Genomic DNA, 19,035 nt, shown 5'->3' with positions numbered 1-19,035 from the left:
GCAACGCACGCAGCATGCCCCGGCGCCACAAGCGCGACCCTCCTTTTCAGGTTTCGGACCACGCCCTATGACCACCCAGCGAATCGGATTTCTCATCTGGCCCAGCACCAAGCCGCTGACCCTGGCGCTGGCCGAAGAGGTGTTGCAGGTTGCCCAGCGGGTGCATCCGGACGTGGTCTACACAATGTCCTACCTGCAGGCCGAGGCCGGGCAGGAGGGCGCCTGGCGCCTGCCGGGCGAAGCGTGGGCCGGCCGCCTGGAGGGCTATCACAAGCTGTTCCTGCTGGCTGATGAACCGCCGGTGGCGATCGGTTCGGCATTGTCCGCCGCGCTCAAACAGTTGGCGCGCAGCGGTTGCATGATCGGCGGCTTGTCGGCCGGGGTTTATCCGCTGGCGGCGCTGGGCCTGCTCGACGGCTACCGCGCTGCGGTGCATTGGCGCTGGCAGGATGATTTTGCCGAGCGCTTCCCCAAGGTGATCGCCACCAGCCATCTGTTCGACTGGGATCGTGATCGCCTGACTGCCTGCGGCGGCATGGCGGTGACCGACCTGCTGCTGGCGGTGCTCGCCCGGGACCATGGGGCGGAACTGGCCGGCGCGGTGTCGGAAGAGCTGGTGGTCGAGCGCATTCGCGAAGGTGGCGAGCGCCAGCGTATTCCACTGCAGAACCGCCTGGGCTCCAGCCATCCCAAGCTCACCCAGGCGGTGCTGCTGATGGAGGCCAACATCGAAGAGCCGCTGACCACCGACGAAATCGCCCAGCACGTGTGCGTTTCCCGCCGCCAGCTGGAGCGTATCTTCAAGCAGTACCTTAATCGCGTGCCTAGCCAGTACTACCTGGAGCTGCGCCTGAACAAGGCGCGGCAGATGCTGATGCAGACCAGCAAGTCGATCATCCAGATCGGCTTGTCCTGCGGCTTCTCTTCCGGGCCACATTTCTCCAGCGCGTACCGCAATTTCTTCGGCGCCACACCGCGCGAAGACCGTAATCAGCGACGTAACAGCAGCCCGTTCGAGCTGAGTTCGGCACCGGCCGAGCGCGGCTGAAAATCTCCCTTCCAGCGAAGGCACTAGCGTGGGCAAGCCCGCTCCTGCGCAGTGTATTGCTGGTGGGAACGGGCTTGCCCCGCGATGCGGTTTGTACATGTGAACACCCGTTCACCCAATTCTCACCGAGCATCTCCCCGCCACCCTCTGCTGCCGTTACACTGCGCGATTGCGACACTGTTTGTCGCATTGCCGAAAACCGCGTGAAAACTCGGTTTGGCGCTGTAACAAGTTGTCGCCTGGCAGCAAGGACAGGCGCCGATCAGTCCTTACAATCCCTTCATCGCTCGCCACTTCCAGGCCAGCGTTCCTCTTCAGGAGACTCAGATGTCCGTTGAGCAAGCCCCGGTGCAACGTGCCGATTTCGACCAGGTCATGGTCCCCAACTACTCCCCGGCGGCCTTCATTCCTGTGCGAGGCGAGGGCTCCCGAGTATGGGACCAGTCCGGGCGCGAGCTGATCGACTTTGCTGGCGGCATCGCAGTCAACGCCCTGGGTCACTGCCATCCGGCGCTGGTCAAGGCGCTGACCGAGCAGGCCAATACCCTCTGGCATGTCTCCAACGTGTTCACCAACGAGCCGGCTCTGCGCCTGGCGCACAAGCTGGTGGACGCGACCTTTGCCGAGCGCGCGTTCTTCTGCAACTCCGGCGCCGAAGCCAACGAGGCCGCCTTCAAGCTTGCCCGCCGTGTCGCTCATGACCGCTTCGGTCCCGAGAAGCACGAAATCATCGCCACTGTGAACAGCTTCCACGGTCGCACCCTGTTCACCGTCAGCGTCGGTGGCCAGCCCAAGTACTCCGACGGCTTCGGGCCGAAGATCACCGGCATCAGCCATGTGCCGTACAACGACCTGGAAGCGTTGAAGGCGCAGATTTCCGACAAGACCTGCGCCGTGGTCATCGAGCCGATCCAGGGCGAGAGTGGTGTGGTGCCGGCCGACAAGGCCTACCTGGAAGGCGCGCGCAGGCTGTGCGACGAACACAACGCGCTGTTGATCTTTGATGAAGTGCAGACCGGCGTCGGCCGCACCGGCTCGCTGTATGCCTATCAGCACTACGGCGTCACCCCGGATATTCTGACCAGTGCCAAGAGCCTGGGCGGTGGCTTCCCGATCGGTGCCATGCTGACCACCAGCGACCTGGCCAAGCACCTGGCCGTAGGCACCCACGGCACCACCTACGGCGGCAACCCGCTGGCCTGTGCCGTCGCCTGCGCCGTGCTCGATGTGGTCAACACCCCGGAAACCCTGGCGGGTATCAAGGCCAAGCACGAACGCTTCAAGACCCGCCTGGAGAAAATCGGCCAGGAAACCGGCCTGTTCACCCTGGTGCGCGGCGTCGGCCTGCTGATCGGCTGCGTGCTCAGTGACGCCTGGAAGGGCAAGGCCAAGGACATCCTCAACGCCGCCGAGAAGGAAGGCGTGATGGTCCTGCAGGCAGGTCCCGATGTCGTGCGCTTCGCCCCGAGCCTGGTGGTCGAGGACAGCGATATCGATGAAGGCCTGGAGCGCTTCGAGCGCGCTGTGCGCAAACTGACCCAGGGCTGATCCTGCGGTGCTGCTGTCGCCGGCCTCGAGCGAGGCCGGCGATACCTGATTCCAGTGCGGGCACCTGCTTGCAGGTAGTGGCGCGTGCCCGCCGTTTTTTCGTGCCGAGGTGATCGGCCCGCTTTCCCGAAAGGAGTGACACCATGCTGGTGATGCGCCCCGCGCAAATGGCTGATCTGAACGAAGTGCAGCGCATGGCTGCCGACAGCCCCATTGGTGTCACCTCGCTGCCGGACGACGCTGGGCGTCTGGGCGACAAGATCGCCGCGTCGGAAACCTCTTTCGCCGCCGAGGTCAGCTTCAACGGTGAGGAGAGCTACTTCTTCGTGCTCGAGGACAGCGCCACCGGCAAGCTGGTCGGCTGCTCGGCCATCGTCGCCTCGGCCGGCTACTCCGAGCCGTTCTACAGCTTCCGCAACGAGACCTTCGTACACGCCTCCCGCGAGCTGAAGATCCACAACAAGATCCACGTCCTGTCGCTGTGCCACGACCTCACCGGCAACAGCCTGCTGACCAGCTTCTACGTGGTGCCGGAGCTGGTGACCAGCGCCTTCGCCGAGCTCAACTCGCGTGGCCGCCTGCTGTTCATGGCCTCGCACCCGGAGCGCTTCGCCGAGTCAGTGGTGACCGAGATCGTCGGTTACAGTGACGAACAGGGCGAGTCACCGTTCTGGGACGCCATCGGCCGCAACTTCTTCGACCTCAACTACGCCGACGCCGAGCGCCTGTGTGGCCTGAAGAGCCGCACCTTCCTCGCCGAACTGATGCCGCACTATCCGATCTACGTGCCGCTGCTGGCCGACGAGGCACAGGAGGCCATGGGCCAGGTGCACCCGCGGGCGCAGATCACCTTCGACATCCTCATGCGCGAAGGCTTCGAGACCGAGCACTACATCGACATCTTCGACGGCGGCCCGACCCTGCACGCCCGCGCCTCGGGCATCCGCTCCATCGCCCAGAGCCGGGTGGTGCCGGTCAAGCTCGACGAGTCGCCGGTCAAGGGCGGCCGTCCGTACCTGGTGTGCAACGGCCAGTTGCAGGATTACCGCGCCGTGCTGCTGGAACTGGACTGGGTTCCGGGCAAGCCGGTCAACCTCAGCGGCGAAGCCGCCGAGGCCCTGGGTGTCGGCGAGGGCGCCAGCGTGCGCCTGGTCGCGGTCTGAAACGCCGCAACAGAGAGTTTCGCGGCAGGCACAGACCGCCGCACAAGGAGATTGCATGATCGTTCGTCCTGTACGCAGCAGCGATTTACCCGCGCTGATCGAGTTGGCCCGCAGCACCGGCACCACCGGGCTGACCACGCTGCCCGCCAACGAGGAGCGCCTCGGCCAGCGCGTCGGCTGGGCCGAGAAGAGCTTTCGCGGCGAAGCCGAGCGCGGCGACACCGACTACTTGTTCGTGCTGGAGAACGACGAGGGCCTGGTGGTCGGCATCAGCGCCATCGCCGGCGCCGTCGGCCTGCGCGAGCCCTGGTACAACTACCGGGTCGGCCTGACCGTCAGTGCCTCCCAGGAATTGAACATCTACCGCGAGATCCCTACGCTGTTCCTGGCCAACGATCTGACCGGCAACTCCGAGTTGTGTTCGCTGTTCCTGCGCAGCGATTACCGCAGCGGGCTCAATGGGCGTCTGCTGTCCAAGGCGCGCATGCTGTTCATCGCCGAGTTCCCGCAGCTGTTCGGCAACAAGATCATCGCCGAGATGCGCGGCATGTCCGACGAGGCGGGTCGTTCGCCATTCTGGGAAAGCCTGGGCCGGCACTTCTTCAAGATGGAGTTCAGCCAGGCCGACTACCTCACCGGCGTGGGCAACAAGTCGTTCATCGCCGAGCTGATGCCCAAATTCCCGCTGTACACCTGCTTCCTCTCGGAAGCGGCGCGCAACGTCATCGGCCGCGTGCACGCCGATACCGAGCCGGCGTTGGCCATGCTCAAGCGTGAAGGTTTCAACTACCAGGGCTACGTCGACATCTTCGATGCGGGCCCTGCCATCGAATGCGAGACCTCGAAGATTCGCGCCGTGCGTGACAGCGAGACCCTGGTGCTGGCCGTTGGTACGCCAGGCGACGACGCCACCCCTTTCATCATCCACAACCGCAAGCGCGAAGACTGCCGCATCACGGCCGCGCCGGCGCGCCTGGCCGCAGGCACCCTGGTGGTCGATCCGCAGACCGCCAAGCGCCTGCGCCTGGGCGCCGGCGACAACGTGCGCGCCGTGCCACTGTCCGCCGGTCGGGAGGCCCAGTAAATGAATACGCATTACATTGCCGGCCAATGGCTGGCTGGCCAGGGCGAAGCCCTGCAGTCGCTCAACCCCGTCACCCAGGCGGTGATCTGGCAAGGGCAGGGCGCCGATGCTGCACAGGTAGAGAATGCCGTGCAGGCTGCCCGCCAGGCATTCCCCGGCTGGGCATCGCTGAGCCTGGATGCGCGTATTGGCGTGCTGGAGGCCTTCGCCGAGAAGCTCAAGGCCAATGCCGAGGCGCTGTCGCGCTGCATTGGCGAGGAAACCGGCAAGCCACTGTGGGAATCGGCCACCGAAGTCACCAGCATGGTCAACAAGGTCGCCATCTCGGTACAGAGCTACCGCGAGCGTACTGGCGAGAAGAGCGGTCCGCTGGCCGACGCCACTGCCGTGCTGCGCCACAAGCCCCATGGCGTGGTGGCGGTATTCGGCCCGTACAACTTCCCCGGCCACCTGCCCAACGGCCATATCGTTCCGGCGCTGCTGGCCGGCAACTGCGTGGTGTTCAAACCCAGTGAGCTGACCCCCAAGGTAGCCGAGCTGACGGTCCAGTGCTGGATCGAGGCCGGGTTGCCGGCTGGTGTGCTCAACCTGGTCCAGGGCGCCCGTGACACCGGCGTGGCGCTGGCCGCCAACCCGGGTATCGACGGCTTGTTCTTCACCGGTTCCAGCCGTACCGGCAACCTGCTGCACCAGCAGTTCGCCGGCCGCCCGGACAAGATCCTGGCCCTGGAGATGGGCGGCAACAACCCGCTGGTGGTTGACGAGGTCAAGGACCTGGATGCCGCGGTGTACACCATCATCCAGTCGGCCTTCATCTCCGCCGGACAGCGTTGCACCTGTGCCCGCCGCCTGCTGGTGCCGCAGGGCGCTTGGGGTGACGCGCTGATCCGGCGTCTGGTCGAGGTGAGTCGCAGCATCAGTGTCGGTGCATTCGACCAGCAGCCCGCGCCCTTTATGGGGTCGGTGATTTCGCTGCAGGCGGCCCGCGCTCTGCTGGCGGCCCAGGCCGAACTGCTCGGCAAGGGCGCCGTGGCGTTGCTGGAGATGACCCAGCCGCAGGCTGACGCCGCCTTGCTCACCCCCGGCATCATCGACGTCACTGCGGTGGCCGGGCGCCCGGACGAGGAGTTCTTCGGCCCATTGCTGCAGGTGATCCGCTACACCGATTTCGATGCGGCAATCGAGGAAGCCAACGATACCCAGTACGGCCTGGCCGCTGGCCTGTTATCGGATTCCAACGCCCGCTACCAGCACTTCTGGCTGCGCAGTCGCGCCGGCATCGTCAACTGGAACAAGCAACTGACCGGCGCCGCCAGCAGCGCGCCGTTCGGTGGCGTCGGTGCCAGCGGCAACCACCGCGCCAGCGCCTACTACGCGGCGGACTACTGCGCCTACCCCGTGGCTTCGCTGGAGACCGCGAATCTCGTACTGCCGGCGACCCTGACGCCGGGCGTCACCCTATAACAACAGGTCTCGGAGCCTTGCCGATGAAATCCTTTGAAGTGAATTTTGATGGCCTGGTGGGGCCGACCCACAACTACGGTGGCCTGTCTTACGGCAACGTGGCCTCGCAGAGCAACAGCCAGCAGGGTTCCAGCCCGCGTGAGGCGGCGCGCCAGGGCCTGGCGAAAATGAAGGCGCTGATGGAAATGGGCTTCAAGCAGGGCGTGCTGGCCCCGCAGGAGCGCCCGGACGTGGCCGCATTGCGTCGCCTCGGTTTCACCGGCAACGACGCCGAAGTGATCCAGCGTGCCGCCAAGGAGGCCATGCCGCTGCTGGTTGCCAGCTGTTCGGCGTCTAGCATGTGGGTGGCCAACGCCGCCACTGTCAGCCCTAGTGCCGACACTGCGGACGGTCGTGTGCACTTCACCGCCGCCAACCTGAACTGCAAGTACCATCGCAGCATCGAGCACCCGACTACCAGCCGGGTGCTCGGCGCCATGTTCAACGATGACAAGCACTTCGCTCACCACCAGGCCTTGCCGGCCGTGGCGCAGTTCGGTGACGAAGGCGCGGCGAACCATACGCGTTTCTGCCGTGCCTATGGCGAAGCAGGTGTCGAGTTCTTCGTCTACGGCCGTAGCGCCTTCGACAACCGCTACCCAGCACCGCAGAAGTACCCGGCGCGCCAGACTCTGGAGGCTTCCCAGGCTGTCGCCCGCCTGCATGGGTTGAGCGCTGACGGCGTGGTCTACGCTCAACAGAACCCGGCAGTGATCGACCAGGGCGTGTTCCACAACGACGTGATCTCGGTAGGCAACGGCGAGGTGCTGTTCTACCACGAGGACGCCTTCCTCGAGACCGATGCGGTGCTTGGCCAACTGCAGGCTAAACTGGCCAGCAAGGGTGGCCGCTTCCAGGGTATCTGCGTGCCGCGCGCGGCGGTGACGGTCGAGGACGCGGTGCGTTCCTATCTGTTCAACAGCCAGTTGCTAAGCCGCGAAGACGGCTCGATGCTGCTGGTGGTGCCGGAAGAGTGCCGCAACAACGATCGCGTCTGGGCGTATCTGGGGCAACTGACCAGCCAGGGCGGCCCGGTGACGGAGGTCAAGGTGTTCGACCTCAAGCAGAGCATGCAGAACGGCGGTGGTCCGGCTTGCCTGCGGCTGCGCGTGGCGTTGAAGGAAAACGAACTGGCGGCGGTCAACCAAGGCGTTATCATGACCGCCCCGCTGTACGACACCCTGGTGCAATGGGTCGACAAGCACTACCGCGATCGCCTCGGCGAGGCGGACCTGGCCGACCCGCAGTTGCTGGTGGAATGCCGCACGGCACTGGATGAACTGACCCAGATCCTCAAGCTGGGTTCGGTCTATCCGTTCCAACGCCAACCTTGAAGAGAGAAATTGCAATGTCCGACGCCCTGCGCCTGATCCTGGAAGATGAAGACGGCACCCAGCTGGAAACCTCGTGCACCCGTTTTGCCGTGGTCTGGCAAGGCAAGGAAGTGTGGATCCAGCAGGACGGCCGCGGCCAGCTGCTGATCGGCGTCGATGTCGAGGAAGACGACACCGAGTACGCCAACCTGCTGCTGCGCCCGATGGCCACCAACCTGGTCAGCCTGCAACTGGAAATGGAACCGGCCGATGTCGCCGGTGACGACGACCACGTCCATGGCCCGGACTGCGGCCACCACCACTAAGGAAGCGCCTATGCTCGCCCTTGGCAAACTGCTTGAGCTGACCCTGACCGATCACGAACCGGCCGAGAAGACCCAAGTGACCACCCGGGGCGTGCGTTTGCGCTGGCTGGGGGAGGGTGCGCTGGAAGTGCGCCCGCCCGAAGGTGAGGATTGCGGGCTCGACCTGCTGCTGTCGGCCGGTATCCATGGCAACGAGACAGCGCCGATCGAGTTGCTCGAAAGGCTGCTGCACGGTGTAGCCAACGGCAAGATCAAGCCGCGTGCGCGGGTGCTGTTCCTGTTCGGCAACCCAGCGGCGATCCGCAAGGGTGAGCGCTTCATCGAGCAGGACATCAACCGCCTGTTCAATGGCCGCCACGAACTTTCCAGTGGCTTCGAGGCGCTGCGCGCCGCCGAACTCGAACAGTTCGCCCGGGTGTTCTTCAGCAAGCCCGAGCGCACCCGCCTGCACTACGACCTGCATACCGCCATTCGTGGGTCCAAGATCGAGCAGTTCGCGCTGTACCCCTACAAGGAGGGGCGCCTGCACTCTCGTCGAGAGCTGGCGCGTCTGGCAGCGGCCGGCATGCAGGCGGTACTGCTGCAGAGCAAGTCGTCGATCACCTTCAGCGCCTTCACCTATGAGCAGCTCGATGCCGAAGCCTTTACCCTGGAGCTCGGCAAGGCACGGCCGTTCGGGCAGAACGAGGAGGTCAATCTCGACAGGCTCGAAGCGCGTCTGATCCAGCTCATCGAAGATACCGAACCGGTAACCGAGCAGTCCCTGGATGGCCTCAAGCTGTTCAGTGTCGCCCGCGAGATCATCAAGCACAGCGACAGTTTCCGCCTGCACCTGCCGGCGGACATCGAGAACTTCTCCGAGCTGAAAAAGGGCGATCTGCTGGCTGAGGACCTGGCCGAGATGCGTTGGGTGGTGGAGGAGGAGGGCGCACGGATCATCTTCCCCAACCCCAAGGTAAAGAACGGGCTGCGCGCCGGCATTCTGATCGTCCCGGATTCGGGGCAACGCCTGGCCTGATTCCCTTAGGCGCGGGGCAAGCCCGCGCCTGCGATTTTGGATCCCTTCGGTGATGAAATTCTTTTAATTCACCAACCTGTTAATTTTCCCTGTCCCGGGACCGTAATTGGCTTGCCAGTAGCGAAACGCTGGCGATAGCATCGCGGTCATGCCGTTTTCAATTGCTTTAGCCCTGCAAGCCGTCCAATCGACGGTTTCTATCGCATAAACACACTGCACCGAGACTGCAGGACCGATATAATGCGGCCCTTTGCCGTCGTTTCGTCGATTCGACGTGTGGCCGCCGTTTCCGTGGAAGAACCTATGAAAAGCGCAGAAATCCGTGAAGCCTTCCTCCGCTTCTTCGAAGAGCAGGGACATACTCGCGTTGCCTCCAGCTCCCTGATCCCGGGCAATGACCCGACCCTGCTGTTCACCAACGCCGGCATGAACCAGTTCAAGGACTGCTTCCTCGGCCAGGAAAAGCGCGCCTACACCCGCGCCGTGAGCAGCCAGAAGTGCGTGCGCGCCGGTGGCAAGCACAACGACCTGGAAAACGTCGGCTACACCGCCCGCCACCATACGTTCTTCGAGATGCTGGGCAACTTCAGCTTCGGCGACTATTTCAAGCGCGACGCGATCACCTTCGCCTGGACCTTCCTGACCTCGGACAAGTGGCTGAACCTGCCCAAGGAAAAGCTGTGGGTCACCGTCTACGCCAGCGACGACGAAGCCTACGACATCTGGACCAAGGAAGTCGGCGTCCCCGCCGAGCGCATGGTGCGCATCGGCGACAACAAGGGCGCTCCATACGCCTCCGACAATTTCTGGACCATGGGTGATACCGGCCCGTGCGGCCCGTGTACCGAGATCTTCTACGACCACGGCGCTGATATCTGGGGCGGCCCACCCGGCTCGCCGGAAGAAGACGGCGACCGCTACATCGAGATCTGGAACAACGTCTTCATGCAGTTCAACCGCACCGCCGACGGCGTCCTGCACCCGCTGCCCGCCCCGTCGGTGGACACCGGCATGGGCCTGGAGCGCATCAGTGCGGTGATGCAGCACGTGCACTCGAACTACGAGATCGACCTGTTCCAGAGCCTGCTGGCCGCCGCCGCCGAAGCCATCGGCTGCAGCAACGATGACCAGCCATCGCTGAAAGTGGTCGCCGACCATATCCGTTCCTGCGGCTTCCTGATTGCCGACGGTGTGTTGCCTTCCAACGAAGGCCGTGGCTACGTGCTGCGCCGCATCATTCGCCGCGCCTGCCGCCACGGCAACAAGCTGGGCGCCAAGGGCAGCTTCTTCCACAAGATCGTCGCCGCCCTGGTCGCCGAGATGGGCGAGGCCTTCGCTGAGCTGAAGAGCCAGCAGGCACACATCGAGCGCGTGCTCAAGACCGAGGAAGAGCAGTTCGCCAAGACCCTCGAGCAGGGCCTGCGCATCCTCGAGCAGGACCTGGCCCAGCTGCAGGGTAAGGTCGTCCCGGGCGACGTGGTGTTCAAGCTGTACGACACCTACGGCTTCCCCATGGACCTGACCGCCGACATCGCCCGCGAGCGCGAGCTGACCATCGACGAAGCCGGCTTCGAGCGTGAAATGGAAGCCCAGCGCGAGCGTGCCCGTTCCGCCAGCGCCTTCGGCATGGACTACAACAGCCTGGTCAAGGTCGACACCGCCACCGACTTCCTCGGCTACGACACCACCGAAGGGCAGGGCAAGATCATCGCCCTGTACAAGGATGGCCAGTCGGTCGACCAGTTGGGCGAAGGCGAGGAGGGCGTGGTCGTGCTCGACCGCACGCCTTTCTATGCCGAGTCCGGCGGCCAGGTCGGCGACAGCGGCTACCTGCAGGCCGGCGCCGCGCGCTTCGACGTGCGCGATACCACCAAGACCGGTGGTGCCTTCCTGCACCACGGCGTGGTCGCCAGCGGTGCACTGGTCATCGGCTCGCCGGTCGAGGCCAAGGTCGATGCCGAGGTGCAGCACGCCACCTCGCTGAACCACTCGGCCACTCACCTGTTGCACGAAGCGTTGCGCCAGGTGCTGGGCGATCACGTGCAGCAGAAGGGCTCGCTGGTCGACAGCCAGCGCCTGCGTTTCGACTTCAGCCACTTCGAGGCGGTCAAGCCAGAGCAGATCAAGGCCCTGGAAGACATCGTCAACCGCGAAGTGCGCAGGAACACTCCAGTCGAGACCGAGCTGACCGATATCGAAACCGCCAAGGCCAAAGGGGCTATGGCGCTGTTCGGTGAGAAATATGGCGACACCGTGCGCGTGCTGAGCATGGGTGGTGATTTCTCCGTCGAGCTGTGCGGCGGCATCCATGCCAAGCGCACTGGCGACATCAGCCTGTTCAAGATCATCAGCGAAGGCGGCGTGGCCTCTGGCGTGCGCCGTATCGAAGCGGTCACCGGCGCCGCCGCGCTGGCCTACCTGAACGCTGCTGAAGAGCAGGTCAAGGAAGCCGCGCAGCTGGTCAAGGGCAACCGCGACAACCTGATCGACAAGCTGTCGGCTGTGCTCGAGCGCAACCGCCAGCTGGAAAAGCAGCTCGAGCAGCTGCAGGCCAAGGCCGCCAGCGCCGCCGGGGACGATCTCTCCAATGCGGCCGTTGAGGTCAAGGGTGCCAAGGTCCTCGCCGCCCGCCTGGATGGGCAGGATGGCAAGGCCCTGCTGGCGCTCGTCGATCAGCTGAAGAACAAGCTCGGCCAAGCAGTGATCCTGCTGGGCAGCGAGCATGAGGGCAAGGTCGTGCTGGTGGCTGGCGTGACCAAGGACCTCTCCAGCCAACTCAAGGCTGGCGATCTGATGAAACAAGCCGCTGCGGCGGTCGGTGGCAAGGGCGGTGGTCGCCCTGACATGGCCCAGGGTGGTGGCGTCGACGTCGCCGCGCTGGACAAGGCCCTGGCCCTGGCAGTGCCGTTCGCCGAGCAGGGACTTTGAGATGAGGCGGCCGGCGGTCTAGTCGCCGGCCGTTTCATGTTGGATTGTTTTTTGGGGCCCTTTAGGGCTGAGGCACCTTTGAAATGGCGTTGATCGTACAGAAATTTGGCGGTACCTCTGTCGGTTCCATCGAGCGGATCGAGCAGGTTGCCGACAAGGTCAAGAAATTCCGCGAGCAAGGCACCGACCTGGTGGTCGTGCTGTCGGCGATGAGCGGGGAAACCAATCGCCTGATCGACCTGGCGAAGCAGATCACCGACAAGCCCGAACCCCGCGAGCTGGACGTGATCGTCTCGACCGGCGAGCAGGTCACCATCGCCCTGTTGTCCATGGCCCTGATGAAGCGCGGCGTGCCGGCGGTGTCCTACACCGGCAACCAGGTGCGCATCCTCACCGACAGCGCCCACAACAAGGCGCGCATCCTGCAGATCGACGACCAGAAGATCCGCGCCGACCTCAAGGCCGGCCGTGTCGTGGTGGTCGCCGGCTTCCAGGGTGTCGATGAGCACGGCAACATCACCACCCTCGGTCGTGGCGGTTCCGACACCACCGGCGTGGCCCTGGCGGCGGCCCTGAAGGCCGACGAGTGCCAGATCTACACCGATGTCGACGGCGTCTACACCACCGACCCGCGTGTCGTGCCCCAGGCCCAACGCCTGGAGAAGATCACCTTCGAGGAGATGCTGGAAATGGCCAGCCTCGGCTCCAAGGTGCTGCAGATCCGCTCGGTGGAGTTCGCCGGCAAGTACAACGTCCCGCTGCGCGTGCTGCACAGCTTCAAGGAGGGTCCGGGTACCCTCATTACCATCGATGAAGAGGAATCCATGGAACAGCCGATCATTTCCGGTATCGCCTTCAACCGTGATGAGGCCAAGCTGACCATTCGTGGCGTCCCGGACACCCCAGGCGTTGCCTTCAAGATCCTCGGCCCGATCAGCGCCGCGAACATCGAAGTCGATATGATCGTGCAGAACGTTTCGCACGATAACACCACCGACTTCACCTTCACCGTGCACCGCAACGAGTACGAGAAGGCGCTGAGCGTGCTGGAGAACACTGCCCGCGAAATTGGCGCGCGTGAAGTGATCGGCGACACCAAGATCGCCAAGGTGTCCATCGTCGGCGTCGGCATGCGCTCCCATGCGGGTGTCGCCAGCCGCATGTTCGAAGCCCTGGCCAAGGAGAGCATCAACATCCAGATGATCTCCACCTCCGAGATCAAGGTCTCGGTGGTGATCGAAGAGAAGTACCTGGAGCTGGCTGTACGCGCGCTGCATACCGCGTTCGAGCTTGATGCTCCCGCCCGACAGGGTGAGTAAGACGCTGCCTGGAGGGGCGCGGCTTGCCGCGCCCTTCGCGTTTCTGGCCGCTGCTGGTGTCCCTGTCCAGGCGCCTGTGGTGGTCGATTCGGGTCTGCGCCGTCGTCCCCGGCCAGGCCCTGCTTATCAAAGACTGTTGTCCCTGAAGATTCATGTGAGGAGAAAACTATGCTGATTCTGACTCGTCGGTGCGCCGAGAGCCTGATCATTGGTGACGGTGAGATCACCGTGACGGTCCTGGGTGTCAAAGGCAACCAGGTGCGTATCGGCGTGAGCGCGCCGAAAGAAGTGGCCGTTCACCGCGAGGAAATCTACCTGCGGATCAAGAAAGAGAAGGACGAGGAGCCAAGCCTTTAATTCTTTTGAAGTTTTTTTCAAAAAAAGGGTTGCAAACGAGGAAGGGTGTGTTTAATATTCGCCTCGTGTTGCGGTGAGGTGGCCGAGTGGCCGAAGGCGCTCCCCTGCTAAGGGAGTATACCTCATAAGGGTATCGGGGGTTCGAATCCCCCCTTCACCGCCATTATTCGCTCGGGTCGCTATAAACGAGTAAAAACGTTTGAGCGACCCAGGCAGCAAGACACGGACTCATAGCTCAGCTGGATAGAGTACTCGGCTACGAACCGAGCGGTCGCAGGTTCGAATCCTGCTGAGTCCGCCACTTTTGAAGTGGCTTTGTTTGCAAGGCTGCTTTGAAATACCAGTGGTAACCTGGTCTAAAACTACCCCACGGACTCATAGCTCAGCTGGATAGAGTACTCGGCTACGAACCGAGCGGTCGCAGGTTCGAATCCTGCTGAGTCCGCCACTTTTGAAGTGGTTTTGCTTGCAAAGGCACTTCAACAAGCCAGTGGTAACCTGGCCTAAAACTACCAACCACGGACTCATAGCTCAGCTGGATAGAGTACTCGGCTACGAACCGAGCGGTCGCAGGTTCGAATCCTGCTGAGTCCGCCACTTCTGAAGTGGCCTTGCTTGCAAGGCCACCTCGAACAACCAGTGGTAATCTGGTCTAAAACTACCCCACGGACTCATAGCTCAGCTGGATAGAGTACTCGGCTACGAACCGAGCGGTCGCAGGTTCGAATCCTGCTGAGTCCGCCATACATCAAGAAGCCCGCTCATTTGAGCGGGCTTTTTGTTTTTCCGTATGCGCTGAATTGTCGCAGATGTCCATCTAAGCTACTGCTATAGGCGATCCGTGCAGGTATCTGCAGCTGTAGATCGGGTCGACACAAAACGAATGTGCTTTTAACGCCAGACCAACCGTCGCACTGATGGCTTCGAGCGTTGTCACAGCTTTGGCGCGCAAACGATTGTTCTAGCCAAAAATTTAAGCGATCCGACAGCTTGCACAGTGTATGATTGCGCCCGTCAGCCCCGCCGGGGCTTGTGGAATACCACCATGGACTTACCCAGTAGTTACTCGCTAACACGCTTCATACAGACAGATCTGACCGATTGATTCTCCCGGCGTGCTCCGCTGCTGGGAGTGGAGTTCGCCTATGACCGAAATCGAAGTAAAGAAAACCCAAGACAGCCTGCAGGATCGCCTGGCCCAGGTGATCGAACTGTTGCAGCGCCAGCGGGTGGTCGAGGACCTGACGCACCGTCAGGAAGGTCATCACCATGACCTGGTGGAAAACCTGGTCCACCGCCAGAACCTGGTTGAGCTGCAGCGCAGGCTCGACGACCTGCACCCCGCCGACATCGCCTACATCCTCGAAGCCCTGCCACTGGACGATCGCCTGACGGTCTGGCAGCTGGTGCGCTCTGACCGTGACGGCGACATCCTGCTTGAAGTCTCCGATGCCGTGCGCCAGACCCTGATCGCCGACATGGACGATCACGAGTTGCTGGCGGCCGCCAAGGAGATGGACGCCGACGAACTCGCCGACCTGGCTCCGGAATTGCCCCGCGACGTCGTTCATGAGCTCATGGAGAGCCTCGATGCCCAGCAGCGCGAGCGTGTGCGCTCGGCCCTGAGCTACGACGAGGAGCAGGTCGGTGCATTGATGGACTTCGAGATGGTCACTATCCGCGAAGATGTCAGCCTCGAAGTGGTATTGCGCTACCTGCGCCGGCTCAAAGAGCTGCCAGGGCACACCGACAAGCTGTTCGTGGTCGATTACGACGGTATTCTCAAGGGCGTGCTGCCCATCAAGCGGTTGTTGGTCAACGACCCGGATAAGAAAGTCGCGGAGGTCATGGCCAATGACCCGGTGACCTTTCACCCCGAGGAAGATGCCTACGACGCGGCTCAGGCCTTTGAGCGATACGACCTGGTATCCGCTCCGGTGGTGGACAAGAAAGAGCGCTTGATCGGCCGCCTGACCATCGATGAAATGGTCGACCTGATCCGTGAGGAAAGTGAGAGCGAAGTGCTCAACATGGCCGGTCTGCGCGAAGAGGAAGACATCTTCGCCTCGGTCTGGCGCTCGCTGCGCAACCGTTGGGCGTGGCTGGCCATCAACCTGATCACCGCGTTTGTAGCGTCTCGGGTGATCGGCCTGTTCGAAGGCTCCATCGAGAAGCTGGTGGCCCTGGCGGCATTGATGCCGATCGTGGCCGGTATCGGCGGTAACTCCGGCAACCAGACCATCACCATGATCGTTCGCGCCATGGCGCTGGACCAGGTGTCACCAGGCAACACCAGCCGCCTGATGCGCAAGGAGCTGGCGGTATCGTTGATCAATGGCCTGGTCTGGGGCGGTGTGATCGGGGTGGTGGCGTTCTGGCTGTACGGCAGCTGGTCGCTGGGGTTGGTCATGACCGCCGCGATGACCTTGAACCTGTTGCTGGCAGCGCTGATGGGGGTATTGATCCCGATGACGCTGACGCGCCTGGGTCGAGATCCGGCAATGGGGTCGAGCGTGATGATCACTGCAGTGACCGACAGTGGTGGATTCTTCATCTTCCTCGGCCTGGCAACGCTGTTCCTGATGTAGGTCGACGGAACGCCAGAAACAAGAAAGCCAGCTTACGCTGGCTTTTTTGTGTGCGCTTGGCAGGATCAGGACGCGTCGGCGGCCATTTCCACATCGTGGGCGATGAGGGCGACCAGCGCATTCTGCTGGCGGTGGGACAGCTGGCGGAAGCGTTGCAACAGTTCGCGTTCGTGAAGGCTGAGCTCTGGGCTGTCCAGGCGCATGCTCAGCTCGTCACCCAGAGCGCCTTCCTGGATAAGGCTCTGCTCCAGGCGGGCGATGATCTCGGAGTTCATGCTGCGGTGATGGTTGCGCGCTACCTCGGCAATGCGCTCACGCATCCCGTCTGGCAGGCGGACGACAAACTTGTCAGCGGTGCGGCTGGAGTAGATAGCCTGTTTCATTGGGCGCATATAAATTGACCGGTTGTTCTGGTTCAGGGGAGCGGTTCTCAAATTGGCCGCACGGTGGAAGTACGACCGCGGCGACGACAAAATGTTCAACCGTGATGTGATTTTGGTTCTTCATCTTGCCTCATGATCGCCGTTTCCTTGGCGTCAATTCTGTGACAAATAGTGATCTCGATAAAGGCTTTTTGCCAGTACCAATTATCAGAAATGAGCACTGGTTTGAAAAGTTTCACATTCATCGAATTGCATGGGTGTCAGACAAATGCCGTCAAAATCTGGTAAAAGACAGCAAAGGTTCAGGGAAAATCATTAAATGCGCTGGTTTCCCATACATTGAGCATAGTGGCTATGCAATATGACGCAAGCGGTGGGGCGGCCTCAAGGGGACGCCTGATATTCCTCATGGGACCGTCTGGTTCAGGAAAAGATTCCCTACTTGAGGCGGCCCGTGAGCGATTGTTCGTCCAGGGGGTCGAAATCGCCCGGCGGGTCATCACGCGTTCGGCCGAAGCCAAGGGCGAAGCGGCGCATGGCGTGAGCGCCGAACGTTTCGAGGCCATGCGCGAAGCGGGGGCCTTTGCGTTGGACTGGCAGGCCAATGGCTTGCGCTACGGCATCCCTGTGCAGCTGGATGCATGGCTGGCTGCGGGGCGCTCGGTACTGGTCAACGGTTCGCGGGCGTACCTGCCAATCGCCCGGCAGTGTTATCCCGATCTGGTGGCTGTGGGGCTGGTCGTTTCTCCGCAGGTGCTGCGCCAGCGCTTGCTGGCCCGGGGAAGAGAAAGCACCGAGCAGATCGAGCAGCGCCTGGCCCGCAATTCCAGGCTGCAGGCCTACGATCCCGGCGTGCATGTCGTGGACAATTCCGGGCCTTTGGACGGTGCGGTCGAGGCCTTGGTCGATCTGTTGCGCGCCGAGGGCATTATCGCCGACACGCAGGGGAAAAGACCAAGTGCATAATGCCCGATTGATACATGACAAATGCGCACATGCTGGTTAACATGCTCGCCGTCCCTGCCGCGCAGCGTCTGTTGTCGGCCTCTGTGTCTCAGTAGCTCAATTGGATAGAGCATCCCCCTCCTAAGGGGAAGGTTGCAGGTTCAAATCCTGCCTGGGACGCCATCTCTTTCCAATTCTCCTTTGTTTACCTTGCCTGGATGCCTTCCCGGGGCTGTCGAGTCGTTTGTCTGTGGCTCAGGGCGAGGTGTGCAGCCAGCCCGAAGATTAGCCCCCAGAATGCGGCGCCAAGGCCGAGCAAGCTCATCCCAGAGGCGGTGACCAGGAAGGTGATCAGCGCCGGTTCCCGTTGTTTTTCGTCACTCATGGCGCCCACCAGGCCGTTGGCGATGGCGCCGAACAGTGCCAGGCCGGCGAGGGCGGCTATCAGTTCCCTCGGCAGGGCGGAGAACACCGAGGCCAAGGTGGCGCCGAAGCTGCCCATCAGCAGATAGAAGGCACCGCAGGCCATGCCGGCCATATAGCGCTTGTCCGGGTTCTCGTGGGCTTCGCGACCGGTGCAGATGGCCGCTGTGATCGCCGCCAGGTTGACGCCGTGACAGCCGAATGGTGCCAGCAGCAGCGAACCCAGGGCGGTGACCGAGACGATCGGGCGTGCCGGTACCTGGTAGCCGGAGGTGCGCAGCACGGCGATACCGGGCACCGATTGGCCGGTGAGCGACACCAGCGCCAAGGGCAGGCCGATATTGACAATGGCCTGCCAGCTCCACTGCGGGCTGGTCCAGGTGGGGACGGTCATTTCCAGCACCAGCGCCTGGGTGTCCAACTGCCCCAGGCCGGCGGCGAGGCCGCAGCCGACGATCAGCACCGAAAGAATCGCGTAGCGCGGCGACAGGCGCTTGAACAGCAGGTAGCTCGCCAGCATCGACAGCACCAGCACGGGCTGCAGGCGGATCGAGCTGAACAGCTCGGCGCCGAAGCGGAACAGGATTCCGGCCAGCATCGCCGCGGCGATGGCCTTTGGCAGGCGATTCATCAGCTTGTCGAAGGCGCCGCTCAGGGCGATCACCGCGATCAGCAGCGAGGCGACGATATAGGCGCCCACCGCTTGAGCCAGTGACACGCTCGGCAGCATCGATACCAGCAGCGCCGCGCCGGGCGTGGACCAGGCGGTGATCACCGGTACTCGCAGTTTCCAGCTCAGCAGCAGGCCGGTCAGGCCGCTGCCGAGGGAAATGGCCCAGATCCAAGATGCGGTCGCTTCATTGCCCAGGCCGGCTTGGTCGGCGGCCTGGAACACGATGATCAAGGGGCCGGCGTAGGAGATGATCACGGCGATCAGGCCGGCGACCAGGGCGGAGAGGGAAAAATCCTTTCTGAGATTATCCATGGCGAGTCCAGGTGAGTTGATTGATTCGATTGATTCGATTCAAATTGAATCTATACGGTAACGTGGCCTAAATTCAAGTGGGGCAGCTCTCACGCGGGTGCTGT

15 protein-coding genes and 6 tRNA genes are annotated in these 19,035 nt (G+C 62.8%); 19 read left to right on the top strand and 2 right to left on the bottom strand.

The genetic code is table 11. The features are described from left to right. Nucleotides 1-67: 67 nt before the first annotated feature. From argR to mgtE, 17 genes are all read left to right on the top strand, one after another. Entirely contained in the window at nucleotides 68-1,048 is a 981-nt protein-coding gene (gene argR / locus KHO27_RS15075) for a transcriptional regulator ArgR (protein WP_110702358.1), read from the top strand. Nucleotides 1,049-1,375: 327 nt separating this feature from the next. Further along, complete coding sequence (locus KHO27_RS15070; protein ID WP_110702360.1) at nucleotides 1,376-2,596, top strand: aspartate aminotransferase family protein; 1,221 nt, start codon at nucleotides 1,376-1,378, stop codon at nucleotides 2,594-2,596. Nucleotides 2,597-2,739: 143 nt separating this feature from the next. Then, the gene (gene aruF / locus KHO27_RS15065; protein WP_102683091.1) at nucleotides 2,740-3,759 is read left to right on the top strand and encodes an arginine/ornithine succinyltransferase subunit alpha; all 1,020 of its coding nucleotides are present in this window, start codon (nucleotides 2,740-2,742) and stop codon (nucleotides 3,757-3,759) included. Nucleotides 3,760-3,814: 55 nt separating this feature from the next. Next, a complete protein-coding gene (astA, locus tag KHO27_RS15060; protein ID WP_046854623.1) occupies nucleotides 3,815-4,843 on the top strand; it encodes an arginine N-succinyltransferase in 1,029 nt (342 codons plus the stop codon). Continuing rightward, nucleotides 4,844-6,307, top strand: a complete 1,464-nt coding sequence (gene astD, locus KHO27_RS15055) for a succinylglutamate-semialdehyde dehydrogenase (protein ID WP_110702364.1) — start codon at nucleotides 4,844-4,846, stop codon at nucleotides 6,305-6,307. Between the two features lie 23 nt (nucleotides 6,308-6,330). After that, nucleotides 6,331-7,680 carry an N-succinylarginine dihydrolase gene (astB, locus tag KHO27_RS15050; protein ID WP_110702366.1) on the top strand — a complete coding sequence of 450 codons (1,350 nt, stop codon included), beginning with the start codon at nucleotides 6,331-6,333 and terminating at the stop codon, nucleotides 7,678-7,680. 14 nt (nucleotides 7,681-7,694) lie between these two features. Next, complete coding sequence (locus KHO27_RS15045; RefSeq protein WP_011534960.1) at nucleotides 7,695-7,985, top strand: hypothetical protein; 291 nt, start codon at nucleotides 7,695-7,697, stop codon at nucleotides 7,983-7,985. Nucleotides 7,986-7,995: 10 nt separating this feature from the next. Next, nucleotides 7,996-9,003 (top strand): succinylglutamate desuccinylase, encoded by a 1,008-nt coding sequence (gene astE, locus KHO27_RS15040; RefSeq protein ID WP_214500422.1) that lies wholly within the window; start codon nucleotides 7,996-7,998, stop codon nucleotides 9,001-9,003. A 303-nt stretch (nucleotides 9,004-9,306) separates the two neighbouring features. Then, the gene (gene alaS, locus KHO27_RS15035; protein ID WP_214500421.1) at nucleotides 9,307-11,931 is read left to right on the top strand and encodes an alanine--tRNA ligase; all 2,625 of its coding nucleotides are present in this window, start codon (nucleotides 9,307-9,309) and stop codon (nucleotides 11,929-11,931) included. A gap of 83 nt (nucleotides 11,932-12,014) precedes the next feature. Next, complete coding sequence (locus KHO27_RS15030) at nucleotides 12,015-13,250, top strand: aspartate kinase (RefSeq protein WP_028691060.1); 1,236 nt, start codon at nucleotides 12,015-12,017, stop codon at nucleotides 13,248-13,250. A 168-nt stretch (nucleotides 13,251-13,418) separates the two neighbouring features. Continuing rightward, a complete protein-coding gene (gene csrA / locus KHO27_RS15025; protein ID WP_003254503.1) occupies nucleotides 13,419-13,607 on the top strand; it encodes a carbon storage regulator CsrA in 189 nt (62 codons plus the stop codon). Nucleotides 13,608-13,679: 72 nt separating this feature from the next. Continuing rightward, nucleotides 13,680-13,770, top strand: a tRNA-Ser gene (locus KHO27_RS15020). Between the two features lie 61 nt (nucleotides 13,771-13,831). Next, nucleotides 13,832-13,908, top strand: a tRNA-Arg gene (locus KHO27_RS15015). Nucleotides 13,909-13,978: 70 nt separating this feature from the next. After that, nucleotides 13,979-14,055: transfer RNA gene (locus tag KHO27_RS15010), tRNA-Arg, on the top strand. 72 nt (nucleotides 14,056-14,127) lie between these two features. After that, nucleotides 14,128-14,204, top strand: a tRNA-Arg gene (locus tag KHO27_RS15005). 70 nt (nucleotides 14,205-14,274) lie between these two features. Next, nucleotides 14,275-14,351: transfer RNA gene (locus tag KHO27_RS15000), tRNA-Arg, on the top strand. Between the two features lie 401 nt (nucleotides 14,352-14,752). Further along, nucleotides 14,753-16,195 carry a magnesium transporter gene (mgtE, locus tag KHO27_RS14995; protein WP_110702369.1) on the top strand — a complete coding sequence of 481 codons (1,443 nt, stop codon included), beginning with the start codon at nucleotides 14,753-14,755 and terminating at the stop codon, nucleotides 16,193-16,195. A 65-nt stretch (nucleotides 16,196-16,260) separates the two neighbouring features. Here mgtE and KHO27_RS14990 read toward each other — a convergent pair whose 3' ends face one another. Then, nucleotides 16,261-16,587: an Arc family DNA-binding protein gene (locus KHO27_RS14990; protein ID WP_003254499.1), complete on the bottom strand. Its 327-nt coding sequence runs from the start codon at nucleotides 16,585-16,587 to the stop codon at nucleotides 16,261-16,263. A 345-nt stretch (nucleotides 16,588-16,932) separates the two neighbouring features. Between KHO27_RS14990 and phnN the strand changes: the two genes are divergently transcribed. Both phnN and KHO27_RS14980 read left to right on the top strand, forming a co-directional pair. Beyond that, the gene (gene phnN, locus KHO27_RS14985) at nucleotides 16,933-17,544 is read left to right on the top strand and encodes a phosphonate metabolism protein/1,5-bisphosphokinase (PRPP-forming) PhnN (protein WP_110702371.1); all 612 of its coding nucleotides are present in this window, start codon (nucleotides 16,933-16,935) and stop codon (nucleotides 17,542-17,544) included. An 85-nt stretch (nucleotides 17,545-17,629) separates the two neighbouring features. After that, a tRNA-Arg gene (locus KHO27_RS14980) sits at nucleotides 17,630-17,706 on the top strand. A gap of 22 nt (nucleotides 17,707-17,728) precedes the next feature. On the opposite strand, the gene KHO27_RS14975 is transcribed toward KHO27_RS14980, so the two are convergent. Beyond that, entirely contained in the window at nucleotides 17,729-18,931 is a 1,203-nt protein-coding gene (locus tag KHO27_RS14975) for a benzoate/H(+) symporter BenE family transporter (protein ID WP_214500420.1), read from the bottom strand. Nucleotides 18,932-19,035: the final 104 nt, after the last annotated feature.

The sequence above is a fragment of the Pseudomonas sp. RC3H12 genome (assembly GCF_018596375.1).
Lineage (GTDB): Bacteria > Pseudomonadota > Gammaproteobacteria > Pseudomonadales > Pseudomonadaceae > Aquipseudomonas.
Note: the sequence above shows the minus strand (reverse complement) of the source record. Positions and strands in the feature narration are given on the sequence as shown.

Coding starts and splice junctions, on each gene's coding strand:
- argR (WP_110702358.1), top strand. CDS start 68: ATGACCACCCAGCGAATCGGATTTCTCATCTGGCCCAGCACCAAGCCG.
- KHO27_RS15070 (WP_110702360.1), top strand. CDS start 1,376: ATGTCCGTTGAGCAAGCCCCGGTGCAACGTGCCGATTTCGACCAGGTC.
- aruF (WP_102683091.1), top strand. CDS start 2,740: ATGCTGGTGATGCGCCCCGCGCAAATGGCTGATCTGAACGAAGTGCAG.
- astA (WP_046854623.1), top strand. CDS start 3,815: ATGATCGTTCGTCCTGTACGCAGCAGCGATTTACCCGCGCTGATCGAG.
- astD (WP_110702364.1), top strand. CDS start 4,844: ATGAATACGCATTACATTGCCGGCCAATGGCTGGCTGGCCAGGGCGAA.
- astB (WP_110702366.1), top strand. CDS start 6,331: ATGAAATCCTTTGAAGTGAATTTTGATGGCCTGGTGGGGCCGACCCAC.
- KHO27_RS15045 (WP_011534960.1), top strand. CDS start 7,695: ATGTCCGACGCCCTGCGCCTGATCCTGGAAGATGAAGACGGCACCCAG.
- astE (WP_214500422.1), top strand. CDS start 7,996: ATGCTCGCCCTTGGCAAACTGCTTGAGCTGACCCTGACCGATCACGAA.
- alaS (WP_214500421.1), top strand. CDS start 9,307: ATGAAAAGCGCAGAAATCCGTGAAGCCTTCCTCCGCTTCTTCGAAGAG.
- KHO27_RS15030 (WP_028691060.1), top strand. CDS start 12,015: ATGGCGTTGATCGTACAGAAATTTGGCGGTACCTCTGTCGGTTCCATC.
- csrA (WP_003254503.1), top strand. CDS start 13,419: ATGCTGATTCTGACTCGTCGGTGCGCCGAGAGCCTGATCATTGGTGAC.
- mgtE (WP_110702369.1), top strand. CDS start 14,753: ATGACCGAAATCGAAGTAAAGAAAACCCAAGACAGCCTGCAGGATCGC.
- KHO27_RS14990 (WP_003254499.1), bottom strand. CDS start 16,587: ATGCGCCCAATGAAACAGGCTATCTACTCCAGCCGCACCGCTGACAAG.
- phnN (WP_110702371.1), top strand. CDS start 16,933: ATGCAATATGACGCAAGCGGTGGGGCGGCCTCAAGGGGACGCCTGATA.
- KHO27_RS14975 (WP_214500420.1), bottom strand. CDS start 18,931: ATGGATAATCTCAGAAAGGATTTTTCCCTCTCCGCCCTGGTCGCCGGC.